At 71.2% G+C, this 14,076-nt stretch carries 12 protein-coding genes; 7 read left to right on the forward strand and 5 right to left on the reverse strand.

The genetic code is table 11. The features are described from left to right. The first annotated feature begins 24 nt into the window (after window positions 1-24). Entirely contained in the window at window positions 25-2,202 is a 2,178-nt protein-coding gene (locus R2D22_RS21940; protein ID WP_318106284.1) for an MMPL family transporter, read from the forward strand. Window positions 2,203-2,223: 21 nt separating this feature from the next. Here R2D22_RS21940 and R2D22_RS21945 read toward each other — a convergent pair whose 3' ends face one another. Further along, window positions 2,224-2,586: an SsgA family sporulation/cell division regulator gene (locus tag R2D22_RS21945; protein WP_318106286.1), complete on the reverse strand. Its 363-nt coding sequence runs from the start codon at window positions 2,584-2,586 to the stop codon at window positions 2,224-2,226. Between the two features lie 146 nt (window positions 2,587-2,732). Between R2D22_RS21945 and R2D22_RS21950 the strand changes: the two genes are divergently transcribed. The 6 genes from R2D22_RS21950 to R2D22_RS21975 all read left to right on the forward strand — a co-directional run bounded on the left by R2D22_RS21950 (window position 2,733) and on the right by R2D22_RS21975 (window position 8,067). Then, complete coding sequence (locus tag R2D22_RS21950) at window positions 2,733-3,782, forward strand: energy-coupling factor ABC transporter permease (protein WP_318106288.1); 1,050 nt, start codon at window positions 2,733-2,735, stop codon at window positions 3,780-3,782. A 1-nt stretch (window position 3,783) separates the two neighbouring features. After that, window positions 3,784-4,545: a cobalt ECF transporter T component CbiQ gene (gene cbiQ, locus R2D22_RS21955; RefSeq protein WP_318106289.1), complete on the forward strand. Its 762-nt coding sequence runs from the start codon at window positions 3,784-3,786 to the stop codon at window positions 4,543-4,545. After that, window positions 4,542-5,300, forward strand: coding sequence for an energy-coupling factor ABC transporter ATP-binding protein (locus tag R2D22_RS21960; RefSeq protein WP_318106291.1), 759 nt, complete (start codon window positions 4,542-4,544; stop codon window positions 5,298-5,300). Before cbiQ ends, R2D22_RS21960 begins: the two co-directional genes overlap by 4 nt. A 141-nt stretch (window positions 5,301-5,441) precedes the next feature. Beyond that, a complete protein-coding gene (locus R2D22_RS21965; protein ID WP_318106293.1) occupies window positions 5,442-5,939 on the forward strand; it encodes an allene oxide cyclase barrel-like domain-containing protein in 498 nt (165 codons plus the stop codon). Between the two features lie 92 nt (window positions 5,940-6,031). Continuing rightward, window positions 6,032-7,195: a serine hydrolase domain-containing protein gene (locus R2D22_RS21970; protein WP_318109915.1), complete on the forward strand. Its 1,164-nt coding sequence runs from the start codon at window positions 6,032-6,034 to the stop codon at window positions 7,193-7,195. Continuing rightward, complete coding sequence (locus tag R2D22_RS21975) at window positions 7,192-8,067, forward strand: SDR family NAD(P)-dependent oxidoreductase (RefSeq protein WP_318106295.1); 876 nt, start codon at window positions 7,192-7,194, stop codon at window positions 8,065-8,067. The genes R2D22_RS21970 and R2D22_RS21975 overlap by 4 nt, the downstream gene beginning before the upstream one ends. A 72-nt stretch (window positions 8,068-8,139) precedes the next feature. On the opposite strand, the gene R2D22_RS21980 is transcribed toward R2D22_RS21975, so the two are convergent. The 4 genes from R2D22_RS21980 to R2D22_RS21995 form a co-directional block, all read right to left on the reverse strand. Continuing rightward, a complete protein-coding gene (locus R2D22_RS21980; protein WP_318106297.1) occupies window positions 8,140-8,991 on the reverse strand; it encodes an EamA family transporter in 852 nt (283 codons plus the stop codon). Then, window positions 8,988-9,542, reverse strand: a complete 555-nt coding sequence (locus tag R2D22_RS21985) for a YbaK/EbsC family protein (RefSeq protein ID WP_318106298.1) — start codon at window positions 9,540-9,542, stop codon at window positions 8,988-8,990. Before R2D22_RS21985 ends, R2D22_RS21980 begins: the two co-directional genes overlap by 4 nt. 40 nt (window positions 9,543-9,582) lie before the next feature. Further along, window positions 9,583-11,211: a penicillin-binding transpeptidase domain-containing protein gene (locus R2D22_RS21990; protein ID WP_318106301.1), complete on the reverse strand. Its 1,629-nt coding sequence runs from the start codon at window positions 11,209-11,211 to the stop codon at window positions 9,583-9,585. Between the two features lie 123 nt (window positions 11,212-11,334). Beyond that, the gene (locus R2D22_RS21995; protein WP_318106302.1) at window positions 11,335-13,845 is read right to left on the reverse strand and encodes an NB-ARC domain-containing protein; all 2,511 of its coding nucleotides are present in this window, start codon (window positions 13,843-13,845) and stop codon (window positions 11,335-11,337) included. Window positions 13,846-14,076 lie beyond the last annotated feature (231 nt).

Here is a 14,076-nt window from a genome sequence, read left to right on the forward strand (position 1 = left end):
CACTCCACACCGGGAGTTGCCCCCGTGGCCACGTTCCTCTACAAGCTGGGTCGCACCGCCTTCCGGCGGCGCCGGCTCGTCGCCCTGCTCTGGGTGGCGCTGCTCGCCCTCGCGGGCGTCGGCGCCGCCACCGCGCCCGCCGCGACCTCCAGTTCCTTCTCCATCCCCGGCACCGAGGCCCAGCGCGCCTTCGACCTGCTCGAAGAGCGCTTCCCGGGAGCCGGCGCCGACGGAGCGACCGCCCGCGTCGTCTTCAAGGCCCCCGACGGCCAGAAGATGACCGACCCGGCGAACAAGGCCCGGGTCCAGGACGTCGTCGGCGACCTGAAGTCCGGCTCGGACCAGATCGCCTCGGTCACCGACCCGTACACCGCGCAGGCCGTCTCCCGCGACGGCGGCACCGCATACGTCTCCGTCGCCTACAAGGTCAACGCGATGGAGCTGACCGACGACACCCGCGAGGCCCTGAAGAAGGCCGGGCACGACGCCCAGGGCAAGGGGCTGACCGTCGAGATCGGCGGCGACGCGCTGCAGACCATGCCGGAGACCGGCGCCGGCGAGATCGTCGGCGTGGTGATCGCGGGCATCGTCCTCGTCATCACCTTCGGCTCGCTGGTCGCCGCCGGGCTGCCGCTGCTCACCGCGATCATCGGCGTCGGCATCGGCGTCTCCACGATCACCGCGCTCGCGAACGTCCTCGACCTGGGCTCCACCACGTCCACGCTCGCGATGATGATCGGCCTCGCGGTCGGCATCGACTACGCGCTGTTCATCGTCTCCCGCTACCGGGCCGAGCTGGCCGAGGGCCGGGAGCGCGAGGAGGCCGCCGGGCGGGCGGCCGGCACGGCCGGCTCCGCCGTCGTCTTCGCCGGTCTGACCGTCGTGATCGCCCTGGTCGGGCTCGCCGTCGTCAACATCCCGATGCTGACGAAGATGGGCTTCGCGGCGGCCGGCACGGTCGTGATCGCCGTCCTGATCGCGCTCACCCTGATCCCGGCGCTGCTCGGCTTCGCCGGGGACAGGGTCGTGGGCCGCAAGCAGCGCAAGGGCGCGGCGGTGGCGCTGGAGAAGGACGGCGGCAAGCCCAACATGGGCACCCGCTGGGCCCGGTTCGTGATCCGCCGCCCGGTGATGGTGCTGCTGGCCGGCGTGCTCGGCCTCGGCGTGATCGCGCTGCCCGCCGCCTCGCTGGAGATGGGCCTGCCGGACGACGGCGTCAAGCCGGTCTCCGCGACCGAGCGCCGCGCCTACGACCTGCTGTCGGACGGCTTCGGCCCCGGCTTCAACGGTCCGCTGATGGTCGTCGTCGACGGCGACAAGGCCGCGGCCGACGCGGCGGCGAAGAAGATCAAGGGCCTGGACGGGGTCGTCGCGGTCACCCCGCCGACGCCGAACAAGGCCGGCGACACCGCCATGATCACCGTGATCCCGAAGGACCGGCCCGCCTCGGTCGAGACCGAGAACCTGGTCCACGACATCCGGGACGCGACCGGCGACGAGGTCCTGGTCAGCGGCGCGACCGCGATGAACATCGACTTCTCGCAGAAGATGAACGACGCACTGCTGCCGTACCTGGCGCTCGTCGTCGGCCTCGCCTTCCTGCTCCTGACGGTGGTCTTCCGCTCGGTCCTGGTCCCGCTGAAGGCGGCCCTCGGCTTCCTGCTCTCGGTCGTCGCGGCGCTCGGCGCGGTCGTGGCGGTCTTCCAGTGGGGCTGGCTGGGCAGCCTGTTCGGCGTCGAGCAGACCGGCCCGATCATGTCGATGATGCCGATCTTCATGGTCGGCGTGGTCTTCGGCCTGGCGATGGACTACGAGGTCTTCCTCGTCACCCGGATGCGCGAGGCGTACGTCCACGGGGCGCGCCCCGGCGAGGCGATCGTGACCGGCTTCCGGCACGGCGCGCGCGTGGTCACCGCCGCCGCGGTCATCATGATGGCCGTCTTCTCCGGCTTCATCGGGTCCGGTGAGCAGATGGTCAAGATGATCGGGTTCGGTCTGGCGGTGGCGGTGCTGTTCGACGCGTTCGTCGTGCGGATGGCGGTCGTGCCGGCGGTTCTGGCGCTGCTGGGTCACAAGGCCTGGTGGCTGCCGAAGTGGCTGGACCGGGTGCTGCCCAATGTGGACGTCGAGGGCGAGGGCCTGGCGAAGCCGGCGGGCCCGGCCGATTCCGGCGAGCCGGAGCGGGAGCTCGTGAAGGCCTGACGCTCGTGGGCGCGTACGCCGTCAGCGTGTCGACACCGGCGCGCCGGCGGCGTACGTGTGTCTGAGGAAGCGGAGCAGGACGGCGGAGTCGAACTGGACGACCGCGACTCCGTCGTCGCTGTGGAACTCGACCACCGTCTGCACCCGGCCGCAGGGCCAGACGCCGACGTCGCCGCCGCGGGCGGGGGCGCGCAGGCCGGATTCGAGGAGGGCGCGCGGGAAGGTCCACGCGACGCCGCCGGGGAAGGCGAAGCGGACGGCCGCGGGATCGGAGCGCGGATCGTAGGAGAGGGCGACGGGGACGGCCCGGGACAGCGGGGCGTCGGTGACGATCCGGCCCTTGGCATGGTCTTCGACCGCGGGACCTTCGGTGGCTGAGGTCATCGCCCGTCTCCTCACATTTGTCTTATTTATCATCCAATGTCCCATATTTCGCGGGGAATGCCTCGGCCGGGGACGAGGGAGTGGAGCCGGTGCTGTGGCGCATGCGTTCTTGCGCATCGTTCGCAACAAGGCGCATCATCGTCTCCGTGCATGTACCTGACGGATTCATCAACGCCCCCGTTTCGGCCGCCGCCGGTGTCGTCGCCGCCGGAGCCGTCGCCGTGGGCCTGCGCGGCGCCCGCCGCGAGCTCGACGAGCGCACCGCGCCGCTGGCCGGCCTGGTCGCCGCCTTCATCTTCGCCGTGCAGATGCTGAACTTCCCGGTCGCGGCCGGGACCAGCGGACACCTGCTCGGCGGCGCGCTCGCCGCGATCCTCGTCGGGCCGTACACCGGCGTCCTCGTCATCGCCGTCGTCCTGCTGATGCAGGGCATCCTGTTCGCCGACGGCGGCCTGACCGCGCTCGGCGTGAACATCACCGTCATGGGCGTCGTCACCGTCCTCGTCGCGTACGCGCTCTTCCGCGGCCTGGTGAAGCTGCTGCCGCGCTCCCGCCGCTCGGTGACCGTCGCCTCCTTCGTCGCCGCCCTGGTCTCCGTGCCGGCCGCGGCCGCCGCCTTCACCCTCGTGTACGCGGTCGGCGGCACCACCGACGTCCCCGTCGGCAAGGTGCTGACCGCGATGGTCGGCGTGCACACCCTGATCGGCCTCGGCGAGGCCGTCATCACCATGCTGACCGTCGGCGCGGTCGTCGCCGTCCGCCCCGACCTGGTCTTCGGCGCCCGCGGGCTCAGCACACCGCTGAAGCTGCGGGTCGGCGGCGAGCTGGTCGACGCGGCCCCGGCGGAGCCCCAGGCGCCTTCGACCGGCTCCCCGAAGAAGCTGTGGGCCGGCGGCCTCGTCACCGCCCTGCTCCTCGCCGGATTCGTCTCCTTCTACGCCTCCGCCAGCCCCGACGGCCTGGAGAAGGTCGCCGCCGACCAGGGCATCGACCGGAACGTGGAGGAGCACGCCACCGCCGACTCCCCGCTCGCCGACTACGGCGTCAAGGGCATCGACACCGCCCGCCTCTCCGGCGGCCTCGCCGGCGTGATCGGCGTGGGCGCGACGCTCGCCGTCGGCAGCGGCGCGTTCTGGGCCGTCCGCCGGCGCAAGGCCGCGTCCGCCGCGGCCGCCCCGTCCGGGGCCCGGGTCTGACATGGGTGCGGGCCACGCCCACAAGCTCTACCGGCACGGGCACTCGCCGGTCCACGCGCTGCCGCCGCACACCAAGCTGGTCGCCGTCCTCGGGTTCGTCGTGGTCGTGGTCTCCACACCGCGCGAGGCCATGTGGGCCTTCGCCGCGTACGCGGCGCTGCTCGCCGCCGTCGCGGCGGCGGCCCGCGTCCCGGCCGGGTTCCTGCTGCGCCGGCTGGTGATCGAGGTGCCGTTCGTCGCCTTCGCGTTCCTCATGCCGTTCGTCGTGCCCGGCGAGCAGACGGATGTCCTCGGCGTCTCGCTCTCCGTCCCCGGCCTGTGGGGCGCCTGGAACGTGCTCGCCAAGGGCACCCTCGGCGTCGCCGCCTCCGTGCTGCTGGCCTCCACCACCGAGCTGCGCGAGCTGCTGCTCGGGCTGCAGCGGCTGAAACTGCCGCCGCTGCTCGTCCAGATCGCCTCGTTCATGATCCGCTACGGCGACGTGATCACCGACGAGATGCGCCGGATGTCGATCGCCCGCCGCTCGCGCGGCTTCGAGGCGAAGGGCGTCCGCCACTGGGGCGTCCTCGCCAAATCGGCGGGCGCGCTCTTCATCCGCTCGTACGAGCGTGGCGAACGCGTCCATCTCGCGATGGTCAGCCGGGGGTACACGGGAACGATGCCGGTCATCGACGAGGTGACCGCGACCCGCGCCCAGTGGACCCGCGCCGCCGTCCTGCCCGCCGCCGCCCTTCTCGTCTGCCTGTTGGGATGGACCGTATGACCCCCTCCACCGCCTCCACCCCCTCCCTGGACGTGCGCGGGCTCGCGTACGCGTACCCCGACGGCCACCAGGCCCTGTTCGGCGTCGACCTGACCGTCGGACGCGGCGAGCGGGTCGCGCTGCTCGGCCCCAACGGCGCCGGCAAGACCACGCTCGTGCTGCACCTCAACGGCATCCTGACCGGCGGCGCCGGCTCGGTCGCCGTGGCCGGACTGCCGGTCGCGAAGAAGAACCTCGCCGAGATCCGCCGCCGCGTCGGCATCGTCTTCCAGGACCCGGACGACCAGCTGTTCATGCCGACCGTCCGGGAGGACGTGGCCTTCGGCCCGGCCGCCGCCGGGATCCGCGGCGCGGAGCTGGAGGCCGTGGTCCGGCGGGCGCTGGAGCGGGTCGGCATGGCGGAGTTCGCCGACCGGCCCCCGCACCACCTGTCGTTCGGCCAGCGCCGCCGGGTCGCCGTCGCCACCGTGCTCGCGATGGAGCCGGAGATCCTCGTCCTGGACGAGCCGTCCTCCAACCTCGACCCCGCGTCGCGCCGCGAACTCGCCGACATCCTGCGCTCCCTGGACGTCACCGTCCTGATGGTCACGCACGACCTCCCGTACGCCCTGGAGCTCTGCCCGCGCTCGGTGATCCTCAGCGAGGGCGTGATCGCGGAGGACGGCCCGACCGCCGCGATCCTCTCGGACGAGGAGCTGATGGCCCGGCACCGCCTGGAGCTGCCGTACGGCTTCGTACCGAGTTCTGTCGCCTGACTTTGGTCCGACCGGCTGGACATGCCGGTGCGTCGTGGCGGGACGCCCCGTGCGGCGACGGGACCGGGGTTATCAAGGGAATCGAACGGAATCGGATGAGAGTTCGTCATCCGGTCATTCCCTCACCCCAGGAGACGCATGATGCGCCCCATCAGAGCCGCCTGTCTCGGCGCGGCCACGCTGGTTATTCTCACCTGCACTTCTGTCGCGGCCGGCGCCGCGACGGACACCGATTCCGCCCACGCCGGGGGCAAGGCCCGGATCATCACACTCCGGGCCGTGGTGAAGGAGCTGAACCGCTTCCCCGTCCACGACGGCAGCGTCTCGCAGGGCGATCGGGTCGTCGCCCGCTCGGACCTCTCGTACCTCTCGGACGAGGCGCGCACCAAGATCGGCGAGACTGCCGTCACCTGCACCACCACCCAGGGCGGCGACGACGAAGCGGAGCAGTGCATCGCGACCTACACCCTCCCGGACGGCCAGCTCACCGTGCAGGGGATGTACTTCAACTACCTCGACCAGGGTCCCTTCGACAACGCGATCACCGGTGGCACCGGGAAGTACGAGAAGGCTCGTGGCTCGGTCCACTCCGAGCCGATCGAACCGGGCGTGAGGCGCTTCACGATCAACCTCGTCTGACCGCCCCGGACATCCACCTGACCCCGGAATCCGGCCGTCCCTCCTCGCGTTGCACCATGGGAACCGGTCGTACGAAGGAGAGTGTGGGTCAGGTGGACGTCCAGGGCACGGTGACGGCGGGATTCGAGCCGGTCAGGGACGCGTTCCTGCGGAACTTCGAGCAGCGGGGGGAACGCGGCGCCGCGCTCGCCGTCTACCGGGACGGCGTCAAGGTCGTCGACCTCTGGGCGGGGACCCGGGACGCCGGCGGCAGCACCGCTCCCTGGGCACTCGACACCGCCCAGGTCGTGCGCTCCGCCACCAAGGGCGTCGCCGCTGCCGTACCGCTGCTGCTGCACCAGCGCGGACAGCTCGACCTGGACGCGCCCGTCGGCACGTACTGGACCGAGTTCAAGGCCGCCGGCAAGGACCGGGTCACCGTCCGCCAGCTGCTCGCGCACCGGGCCGGGCTGCCCGTGCTCGACCGGCCGCTCACCCTCGCCGAGGCCGTCGACCGGGAGACCGCGTTCGCGGCCGTCGCCGGACAGGCGCCCGTCTGGGAGCCCGGCACCGCGCACGGCTATCACCCGCACACCTTCAGCTGGCTCGTCGGCGGCCTCGTCCACCGGGTCACCGGACGCACCATCGGCCGCTGGGTCGCCGAGGAGATCGCCACGCCCCTCGGCCTCGACCTGTGGATCGGCCTCCCCGACGAGGAGGCCCCCAGGGTCGGCCGGCTGGGCCCCGTCGAGGAGATCGAGCCGCCCGGCGGCGGCGCGCTCAAGCTCCGCCCCAAGCGGTCCGTCACCACCGCGTACAAGGATCCCGCCTCGCTGACCCGGCGCGCCTTCGACGTCATCCACCCCAAGCCGGACGAGAACAACCCGGTCTACCGGGCCGCCGAACTCCCCGGCTCCGCGGGCATCGCCACCGCCCGCGCCCTCGCCCGCTTCTACGCCGCCACCGTCGGCCCGGTCGACGGCCACCGGCTGTTCGCCCCGGCGACCGTGACGCTGGCCCGCACCGAGGAGTCCGCCGGGCCCGACAAGGTGCTGCTGGTCGGCACCCGCTTCGGCCTCGGCCACATGCTGCACGGCCCGGCCTCCCCGCTGCTCGGCCCCGGCTCGTTCGGCCACCCGGGGCGCGGCGGCTCGCTGGGCTTCGCGGACCCGGAGAACGGCATCGGCTTCGGCTACGTCACCAACGGCATGCGCAAGACCGTCACGGCCGATCCGCGGGCGCAGGCACTGATCCGAGCGGTACGTTCGGTGCTGTGACGGACGGCATGGGGACGCGGGGCGCGGACGGTTCGGAAGCGGACGGCTCCGGGGCGGACGGTTCGGCGGCGGCCGGCCCGGCGTCGGCGCACGGCCCCGCGGCCCACCGGTTCGCGGGGTACACGGCGCTGATCACCGGCGGGGCACGCGGGATCGGCGCGGCGACCGCGCGACGGCTCGCGGCCGAGGGCGCGGCCGTCCTCGTCGCGGACGTCGACGGTGAGGCCGCCGAGGAGACCGCGGCCGGCATCCCGCGCGCCGTCGCGGTGCGCTGCGACGTCGGCGACCGCGCCTCGGTCACGGCGGCCTTCGCGTACGCCGCCGAGCGCTTCGGCGGTCTGGACGTGCTGGTCAACAACGCCCTGGCGCGGGTGCTGCCGAAGAGCGGCCCCTTCGAGGACGAGCCGGACGACGGCTGGGAGCAGAGCCTCGGCGTCACGCTGATGGGCGCGGTGCGCTGCGCGCGGGCGGCGCTGCCGCTGCTGGCGGCGTCCGGCCGCGGCGCGATCGTCAACATCGGCTCGGTCAACGCCGAACAGGACTTCGGCAACCACGCCTACAGCGCCGCCAAGGCCGGGCTCGGTTCCTTCACCCGCACCCTCGCCGGGGAGGCCGCGCCGCGCGGCGTCCGGGTCAACCAGATCAACCCGGGCACCGTCGCGACCCGCGCGTGGGAGGGCCGGGAGGAGCACCTCGACGCACTGGCGCGGGTGTATCCGCTGGGCCGGGTCGGCCGTCCCGAGGACATCGCCGCGGCGGTCGCCTTCCTGGCGTCCGCCGACGCCTCATGGATCACCGGGACCACGCTCCGTGTCGACGGGGGACTGCTCGCCGTGAACACCAGCTTCCCCCTGGTGCTCGGCGACCGCTGACGCGAGCCCCGCACCGCGGCCCCGTGCCGCCCGCCCGGCCTGCGTGAGGGGCGCGGGCGTGCCCGGCGCCGCTCAGCTCGTCGTCAGCATCAGGCCGATGCCCACCACCATCAGCCCCGCCGCCGCGATGCGCGGGCCGCCGAAGCGTTCCTTGAAGAAGAGGGTGCCTATCGCCGCGCCGACGATGATCGAGGACTCGCGGAGGGCGGCGATCGGGGCCAGCGGGGCCTTCGTCTGGGCCCAGAGGACGAGGGCGTAGGCGGCGACCGAGAGGAAGCCGCCGAGGAGGCCGCGGGTCGCGTACGGGCGCAGCTGCTCGACCAGCTCGCCGCGTCGGCGGTACAGCGCGTACGCCGGGATCGCCAGGCCCTCCAGGATCATCAGCCAGGCGATGTAGCCGAGCGGGGTGCCCGAGGCGCGGACGCCGACACCGTCGACGACCGTGTAGCCCGCGATCGCCAGGCCCGTGCCGAGCGCGGCCAGCAGCGCCGGCCAGTCGGGGCGGCGGCCGGAGCCGCGGATGCCCCACAGGGCGAGCCCGGTCAGGCCGGCGCAGGCCACCGCGACGCCCGCGAGCTGCGGGGCGTCGGGGATCTCGTGCAGGAAGACCGCCGCGAGCAGGGTCACCACGAGCGGCGCCGTGCCGCGGGCGATCGGGTACATCTGCCCGAAGTCGCCGAGCGCGAACGACCGCATGAGCAGCAGGTAGTAGCCGACGTGCAGGACCGCCGAGGCCACCAGGTACGGCCAGGCCCCGGCGGCCGGCAGCGGCACGAAGAAGGCGGTGGCGGCGCCGAGCAGGGCACCGCCGCCGGAGATCAGGGTGAAGGAGAGCAGCTGGTCCTTGATGTGGTGGGCGATCGCGTTCCAGCCGGCATGCGTCACCGCCGCTGTCAGGACCGCCGCGACGACGAGCGGGGTCACGCGGACTGCTCGCGGACGTCCACGAGAGTGCCGCCCGCGTGCGCGACCAGCGTCTTGGGCTCCATCGGGAACACCGTGTGCGGGGTGCCCGCCGCCGCCCACACCACGTCGTGGTCGAGCAGGCCGCGGTCGGCCAGGACGCGGGTCGTGGTGCGGTGCCCGAAGGGCGGGACGCCGCCGATCGCGTACCCGGTGGTCTCCCGGACCACCGCCGCGTCGGCGCGGGTCACCTTGTCCGCGCCCAGCTCCGCCCGTACCCGCTCCAGATCGACCCGCGACGAGCCGTCCATCAGCACCAGCACCGGCACCCCTCCCCCAAACTCTCGGCTCCGCTCGAGCAGGGGGGACCCCCATGCCGCGAAGATCAGCGACTTCACGATCTCGGAGACGTCGCAGCCGATGGCCGCCGCGGCCTCGGCGGCGGTGCGGGTGGCGTCCGGGAAGCGGCGAACCTCGACGTCGAGGCCGAGTTCCAGGAGCGCGGCGGCGAACCGGGGATGAGCGAGTGATTCGGTCATGGCCCGCACGCTAGCGGTAGCTGTACGGGCCATGCGAACCGCTTTCGCCCGGCGGGAGCCACCGGGCGGACCACTACCGCGCGTTGAGCACCTTCGCGACCACCGGGCCCGCCGCGTCGCCGCCGTGGCCGCCGGACTGCACGACCGCCGCGGCGGCGAGGTCGCCCGCGTAGCCGGTGAACCAGCTGTTGGACGTGGCCTGGTCGTCGACCTCCGCCGAGCCGGTCTTCGCGCCCTTGTCGCCGCGCACCGACAGCATCGCGTTCGCGGCCGTGCCGCTTACCGCCGTGCGCCGCATCATCGCGCGCAGCTGCTGGGCGACGGAGTCCGGCAGGGAGCGGGCCGCCTTGGCGATCGGCCGGTCGTCCAGGTCCTTCGCGACGAGGATCGGCTGCTTGAACGTGCCGTGCTTCGCGGTCGCGGTGATGGACGCGATGTTGAGCACGTTCATCTGCACCGTGCCCTGCCCGATGTACTGCGCGGCGGCCTCGCCGCCCGTCGCCTCGGGGATCGAGCCGTCGAAGGACGGGATGCCGGTCTGCCAGTCCAGCCCGATCCCGAAGACGTCCCGCGCCACCTTGCCGAGCGCCGCGTCGTCCTTGGTGTCGTCGATCAGCTTGATGAAGGCCGTGTTGCAGGACCGCGCGAAGCTCTCGCCGAAGGACTTCCCGTTCAGCTCGAAGTTCTTCAGGTTGTGGAAACTCCGCCCCTGGTACATCACGTTCCTCGGGCACTCGGCGACCCGGTCGGCCCCGACCAGCCCCTTCTCCAGGAGCAGCGCCGCGGTGGCGATCTTCAGCGTGGAGCCGGGGGCCTGCTTGCCGAGGAACGCCGAGTTGAAGCCGGCCGCCGGGCTGTTCGCGACCGCGCGGACCTCGCCGGTCGACGGCTTGACGGCGACCACCGAGGCCTGTCCGTACTGCTTCACCGCCCGCTCGGCAGCCGCCTGCACATCCGCGTCGATCGTGGTCTCCAGCGTGCCGGGCTCGCCCTTGACCAGCGTGAACAGGGTGCTGTCCGGGACGTTGGCGTCGCTCGACTCCAGCACGGTCTCGATGCCGGCCTTGCCGCCCGTCCTGGCCCCGTACTTCTTCCGCAGCTCGTCCAGGACCGGGCCGAGCGAGGGGTACTTCTCCTTCGTCAGCTCCCGGCCCTTGTGGTCGACGGCCTTGATGGCGGCGGTCTTCGCGGCGCCGGTCCGCAGGGTCGTCGTCTTCGTCAGCCGCGGGTGGACGACGGACGGCTTCCAGTCGACCAGCGGCCGCCCGGTGCTCGCCCCGCGCACCACGGTGAGTTCGGAGGTGTACGTCCAGGGCTTGGAGGTCCCCTCGTACGTCACCGTCGCGTTCACCGTGAACGGCACCTTCGTCCCGTCGGGCGTGCCGGCGGTGATGACGGCCTTCGACACCCCGGCGCCGGCCGCGTATCCGGCGATGACCGGTCCCGCGTCCACGGGGTTGTTGGTCAACTGGGCCGCCTCGTCGGACGAGCCGGCGGCCCAGGCCGCCAGGAACTTCTTCGAGGTCTCCTCGACCTCCTCCGGCCTGACCGGCCCGGTCGGGTTCCGCGCGGAATCGGACATGGGTCCGACCCCGGCACCTCCGCTGATCCCCTGCCAGAGGTTGTAACCCCCGTACCCGACCCCACCCGCCACGACGACGAACACGCCGCCGACGATCGCGACTTTGACTCCACCGCGCATCCCTGTGGTCCCCTCCCCAGGCGCTTCGCTTGAACATGTTCAAGCGCATGGACAGGGGCACCCTACGTCAACGGTGGGACAGGAGTGACGGTTGTTATACGAGTGTGTTCCCACTCGGGCCGGCTACCCTAGCCAGCGGAGGCTGGCCGCCCGCGCGCCGCGAGGGTTCTCCTCGTCGGGGTAGAACGCCACCCACACCCCACTGGCGAGGTAGGGCCATTCCGCGTCCGTCAGCAGGTCGTTGAGATGGAAGAAGTAATCCCGACCCCACGAACGTGCGAACCCGAAGAGTTTGTCCCCCGGAATGTTGGTGACTCGCCCGACTCTACGGTTCAGCAACTCGGGGTCCAACGACCTCAGCCTGTCTCGCAGCCTGGCCGCGAAACTCTCCAGGTTCGATAGCAGGAAGTCCTCGTCGAGTGTTCGGATCAGGTCCTCGCACATGTCCACCAGCTGTACGACTCGGTCGGCCGCCTCACCCGTCAGCATCTCGATCCGCCCCGAGTCGACCAGGTCTGCCGCCTGTTCGACGATCTCGACCGACGTGCCGTACTCCAGGATCGCCGTGCGTTTCTGCATCGCGTAGACCGCCGCCCGCAGTCCCATCGCCATGGCAATCGTCCCCTCGTACCGGTCGGGCCGCAGGGAGACGGCGTGGGAGGCGCTGGAAAGGGCGGAGTCGAAGTCCCCTAGCGTGAGATGTGCCCAGGCGATCTGGTTGACCACCAGCGGCGGGACCTCGGCAGCCACCGCGCATTGCTGGAGCAGCTTCAGTCCCAGGGCCACGTCCACGGCCTCGTCGACCAGGAACGATCCATAGAGGTACTTCAGCGTGGTCGAGTCTGGCGCCAGTTCGTGTGCCCGCTCGTAGGCGGCGAGTGCGGCCACGTGATCACGTCGCGCGGCTTGTACGTATGCCTCGACCCGCCAGGACTCGTGGTAGCCGGGCGAGAGCTTCTGAGCCTCTCGACAGGTCACGAGAGCCGCATCGGACTCACCGCGCTCGTGACTGCGCAGTGCCTCCCGCAACAGCCTGGCCGTGCTGAAGTCCCCGGGTCCCTTGATGTCGAGCGTCTTGGGATCATAGGGCGAGGCCGTACTCTCCGCCTGCAGCTTTACCCCGAGGTCAGCGAGCCTGCGGCTTCGCCCCTCGAACAGCTCCCGGTCCAGCGCATCGAGTGCGTGGCGCTTGTCCAGGTACTGCTTTCCGAAGTCGGTGAGTTGATAGGTCGTCTCCGAGCTCTGGTCCATCGAAGCGCCTTGCATCTGGACGAAGTTCGTCGTTATGAGCTCAAGCAGGCTCGACTGGATGTCGTTCGCCGAGTAGTCGTTCAGGAACGCGAGCTCCGCCTGACTCTTGCGGCCGGGTAGTGCCTGCATCGACCGGAGGACCGCCCGGGCCTGTTCGGCCAGGTGCCCGTAGACGTTGGACATGCAGAAGTCCAGGAGGAGATCGTTCTCCTGGAGCAGTTCCTCCGGGCGCCTTCCGGCTTGAATCCCGGCGACGAACCATCTGATGTACGCAGGGTGCCCCTTCATCGCGGCGACCATGTGCGCGATCGCCGGCGGTTGAAGCCCTTGCAGGGCCTCGACGTTACGCACGCGCGCCAACTTTCGGAGCAGCTTTGTAGAGTCCTCGTTGGACAGTGGGGCGAGCGCCACCGGGTTCTCGATGCCCAGTCCGATGCGACTGGTGATGATGACTTTGCTGCCCATGGGCAGGTCGAGAAGGAACTCGCGGAGCCGCTGATCGAGGACGGTCTCCATGTTGTCGAGGATCAGCAGCACCTTGAAATGCTCCAGATACGACAGGACCTCGGCGACGGGATCCGCAGATGCCCTGGCGGTCGAGCCGCCGAGCTGCTCGGCCGCCGAGGCGAACAGGCCGAGTGACGTCTCGATCGCCCCGCTGATCCGCTGGATCTCGTTGACGGTGAGAATCGTCGCCTTGGCCGTAACCCAGACGAGGGCTTCGAACGGGTTCTTGGGGTCGTCGAGCAGCTCGTACGCCGCCTTGAGCGCGATCGACGTCTTACCGATCCCGCCGTCGCCCAGGATCGAGACCACTGGGTAGGCGCCCTTGATCGCCTTCTTGATCCGGTCCAGCTCAGTGCGCCGACCGAAGAAGCCCGTCTCGTCGAACTCCGGAGCGGGCAGATTGTGCTGTGGGGCGTTGTCGGGATCGGCGACCAGGCTGATGGTCAGGCCGAGTACGTACGCCGGGTTGTCTTCCAGCTTTCCGAGAGTCTTGCCCAGGGTGCTCCAGTGCGCCGGGGACTCCGCGTAACAGGCGCGCGCGACGTCGTGAACGGCGGCGAGGTCGTCGATCTCCATGGGGCGCGTGTGCGCGACGCGGTTCCTGACCTGTGTGAGCTTGCCGACCATGGGGGCGAAGCCACGCAGGGACTCTTGCATGTCCTCGGGAAGGCGTTGCTTGATTCCCGCCAGGACCTCGTAGGCGTCCGCAAAATCCAGGTACGGGATGAGCGCGTGCAGGTTGGGCGCGCTCTGCGCCCCCGACTCCCTCTCCAGCCGGCCGACGGCGCGTTCGTACCGTTCCGCGCTGAGCAGCGTGGGCCCGTCGTCCTCGGGGCCGCACGCCTCCAGGATGGAGCTTCGGAGATCCCCCTCCATGGCTGAGAGCAAGGCGAAGCAGGTGAGACGCGTGGCGCTTGAGCTCATGGAACCCCCCGGTCCGAAGAGAGCGACGAGCGTTTTAGTCTAAGTGACTATTTGTGACGTGTATCACCCTTCGGTGGGTGAGGCTGAAAACCGCGCCTGGCGGCAGCCGCGCTCGGATGTCTAGCCGCAACCTGCTGGCCGCTCTTGGGTGGGGCGGGACGCAAGCTTCGGGGCAGCGATGGG

Origin of the sequence: Streptomyces sp. HUAS YS2, assembly GCF_033343995.1 — a bacterium.
GTDB lineage: Bacteria > Actinomycetota > Actinomycetes > Streptomycetales > Streptomycetaceae > Streptomyces > Streptomyces solicathayae.

Coding starts and splice junctions, on each gene's coding strand:
- R2D22_RS21985 (WP_318106298.1), bottom strand. CDS start 9,542: ATGGCCCGTACAGCTACCGCTAGCGTGCGGGCCATGACCGAATCACTC.
- R2D22_RS21995 (WP_318106302.1), bottom strand. CDS start 13,845: ATGGAGGGGGATCTCCGAAGCTCCATCCTGGAGGCGTGCGGCCCCGAG.
- R2D22_RS21960 (WP_318106291.1), top strand. CDS start 4,542: ATGACCCCCTCCACCGCCTCCACCCCCTCCCTGGACGTGCGCGGGCTC.
- R2D22_RS21965 (WP_318106293.1), top strand. CDS start 5,442: ATGCGCCCCATCAGAGCCGCCTGTCTCGGCGCGGCCACGCTGGTTATT.
- R2D22_RS21990 (WP_318106301.1), bottom strand. CDS start 11,211: ATGCGCGGTGGAGTCAAAGTCGCGATCGTCGGCGGCGTGTTCGTCGTC.
- cbiQ (WP_318106289.1), top strand. CDS start 3,784: ATGGGTGCGGGCCACGCCCACAAGCTCTACCGGCACGGGCACTCGCCG.
- R2D22_RS21945 (WP_318106286.1), bottom strand. CDS start 2,586: ATGACCTCAGCCACCGAAGGTCCCGCGGTCGAAGACCATGCCAAGGGC.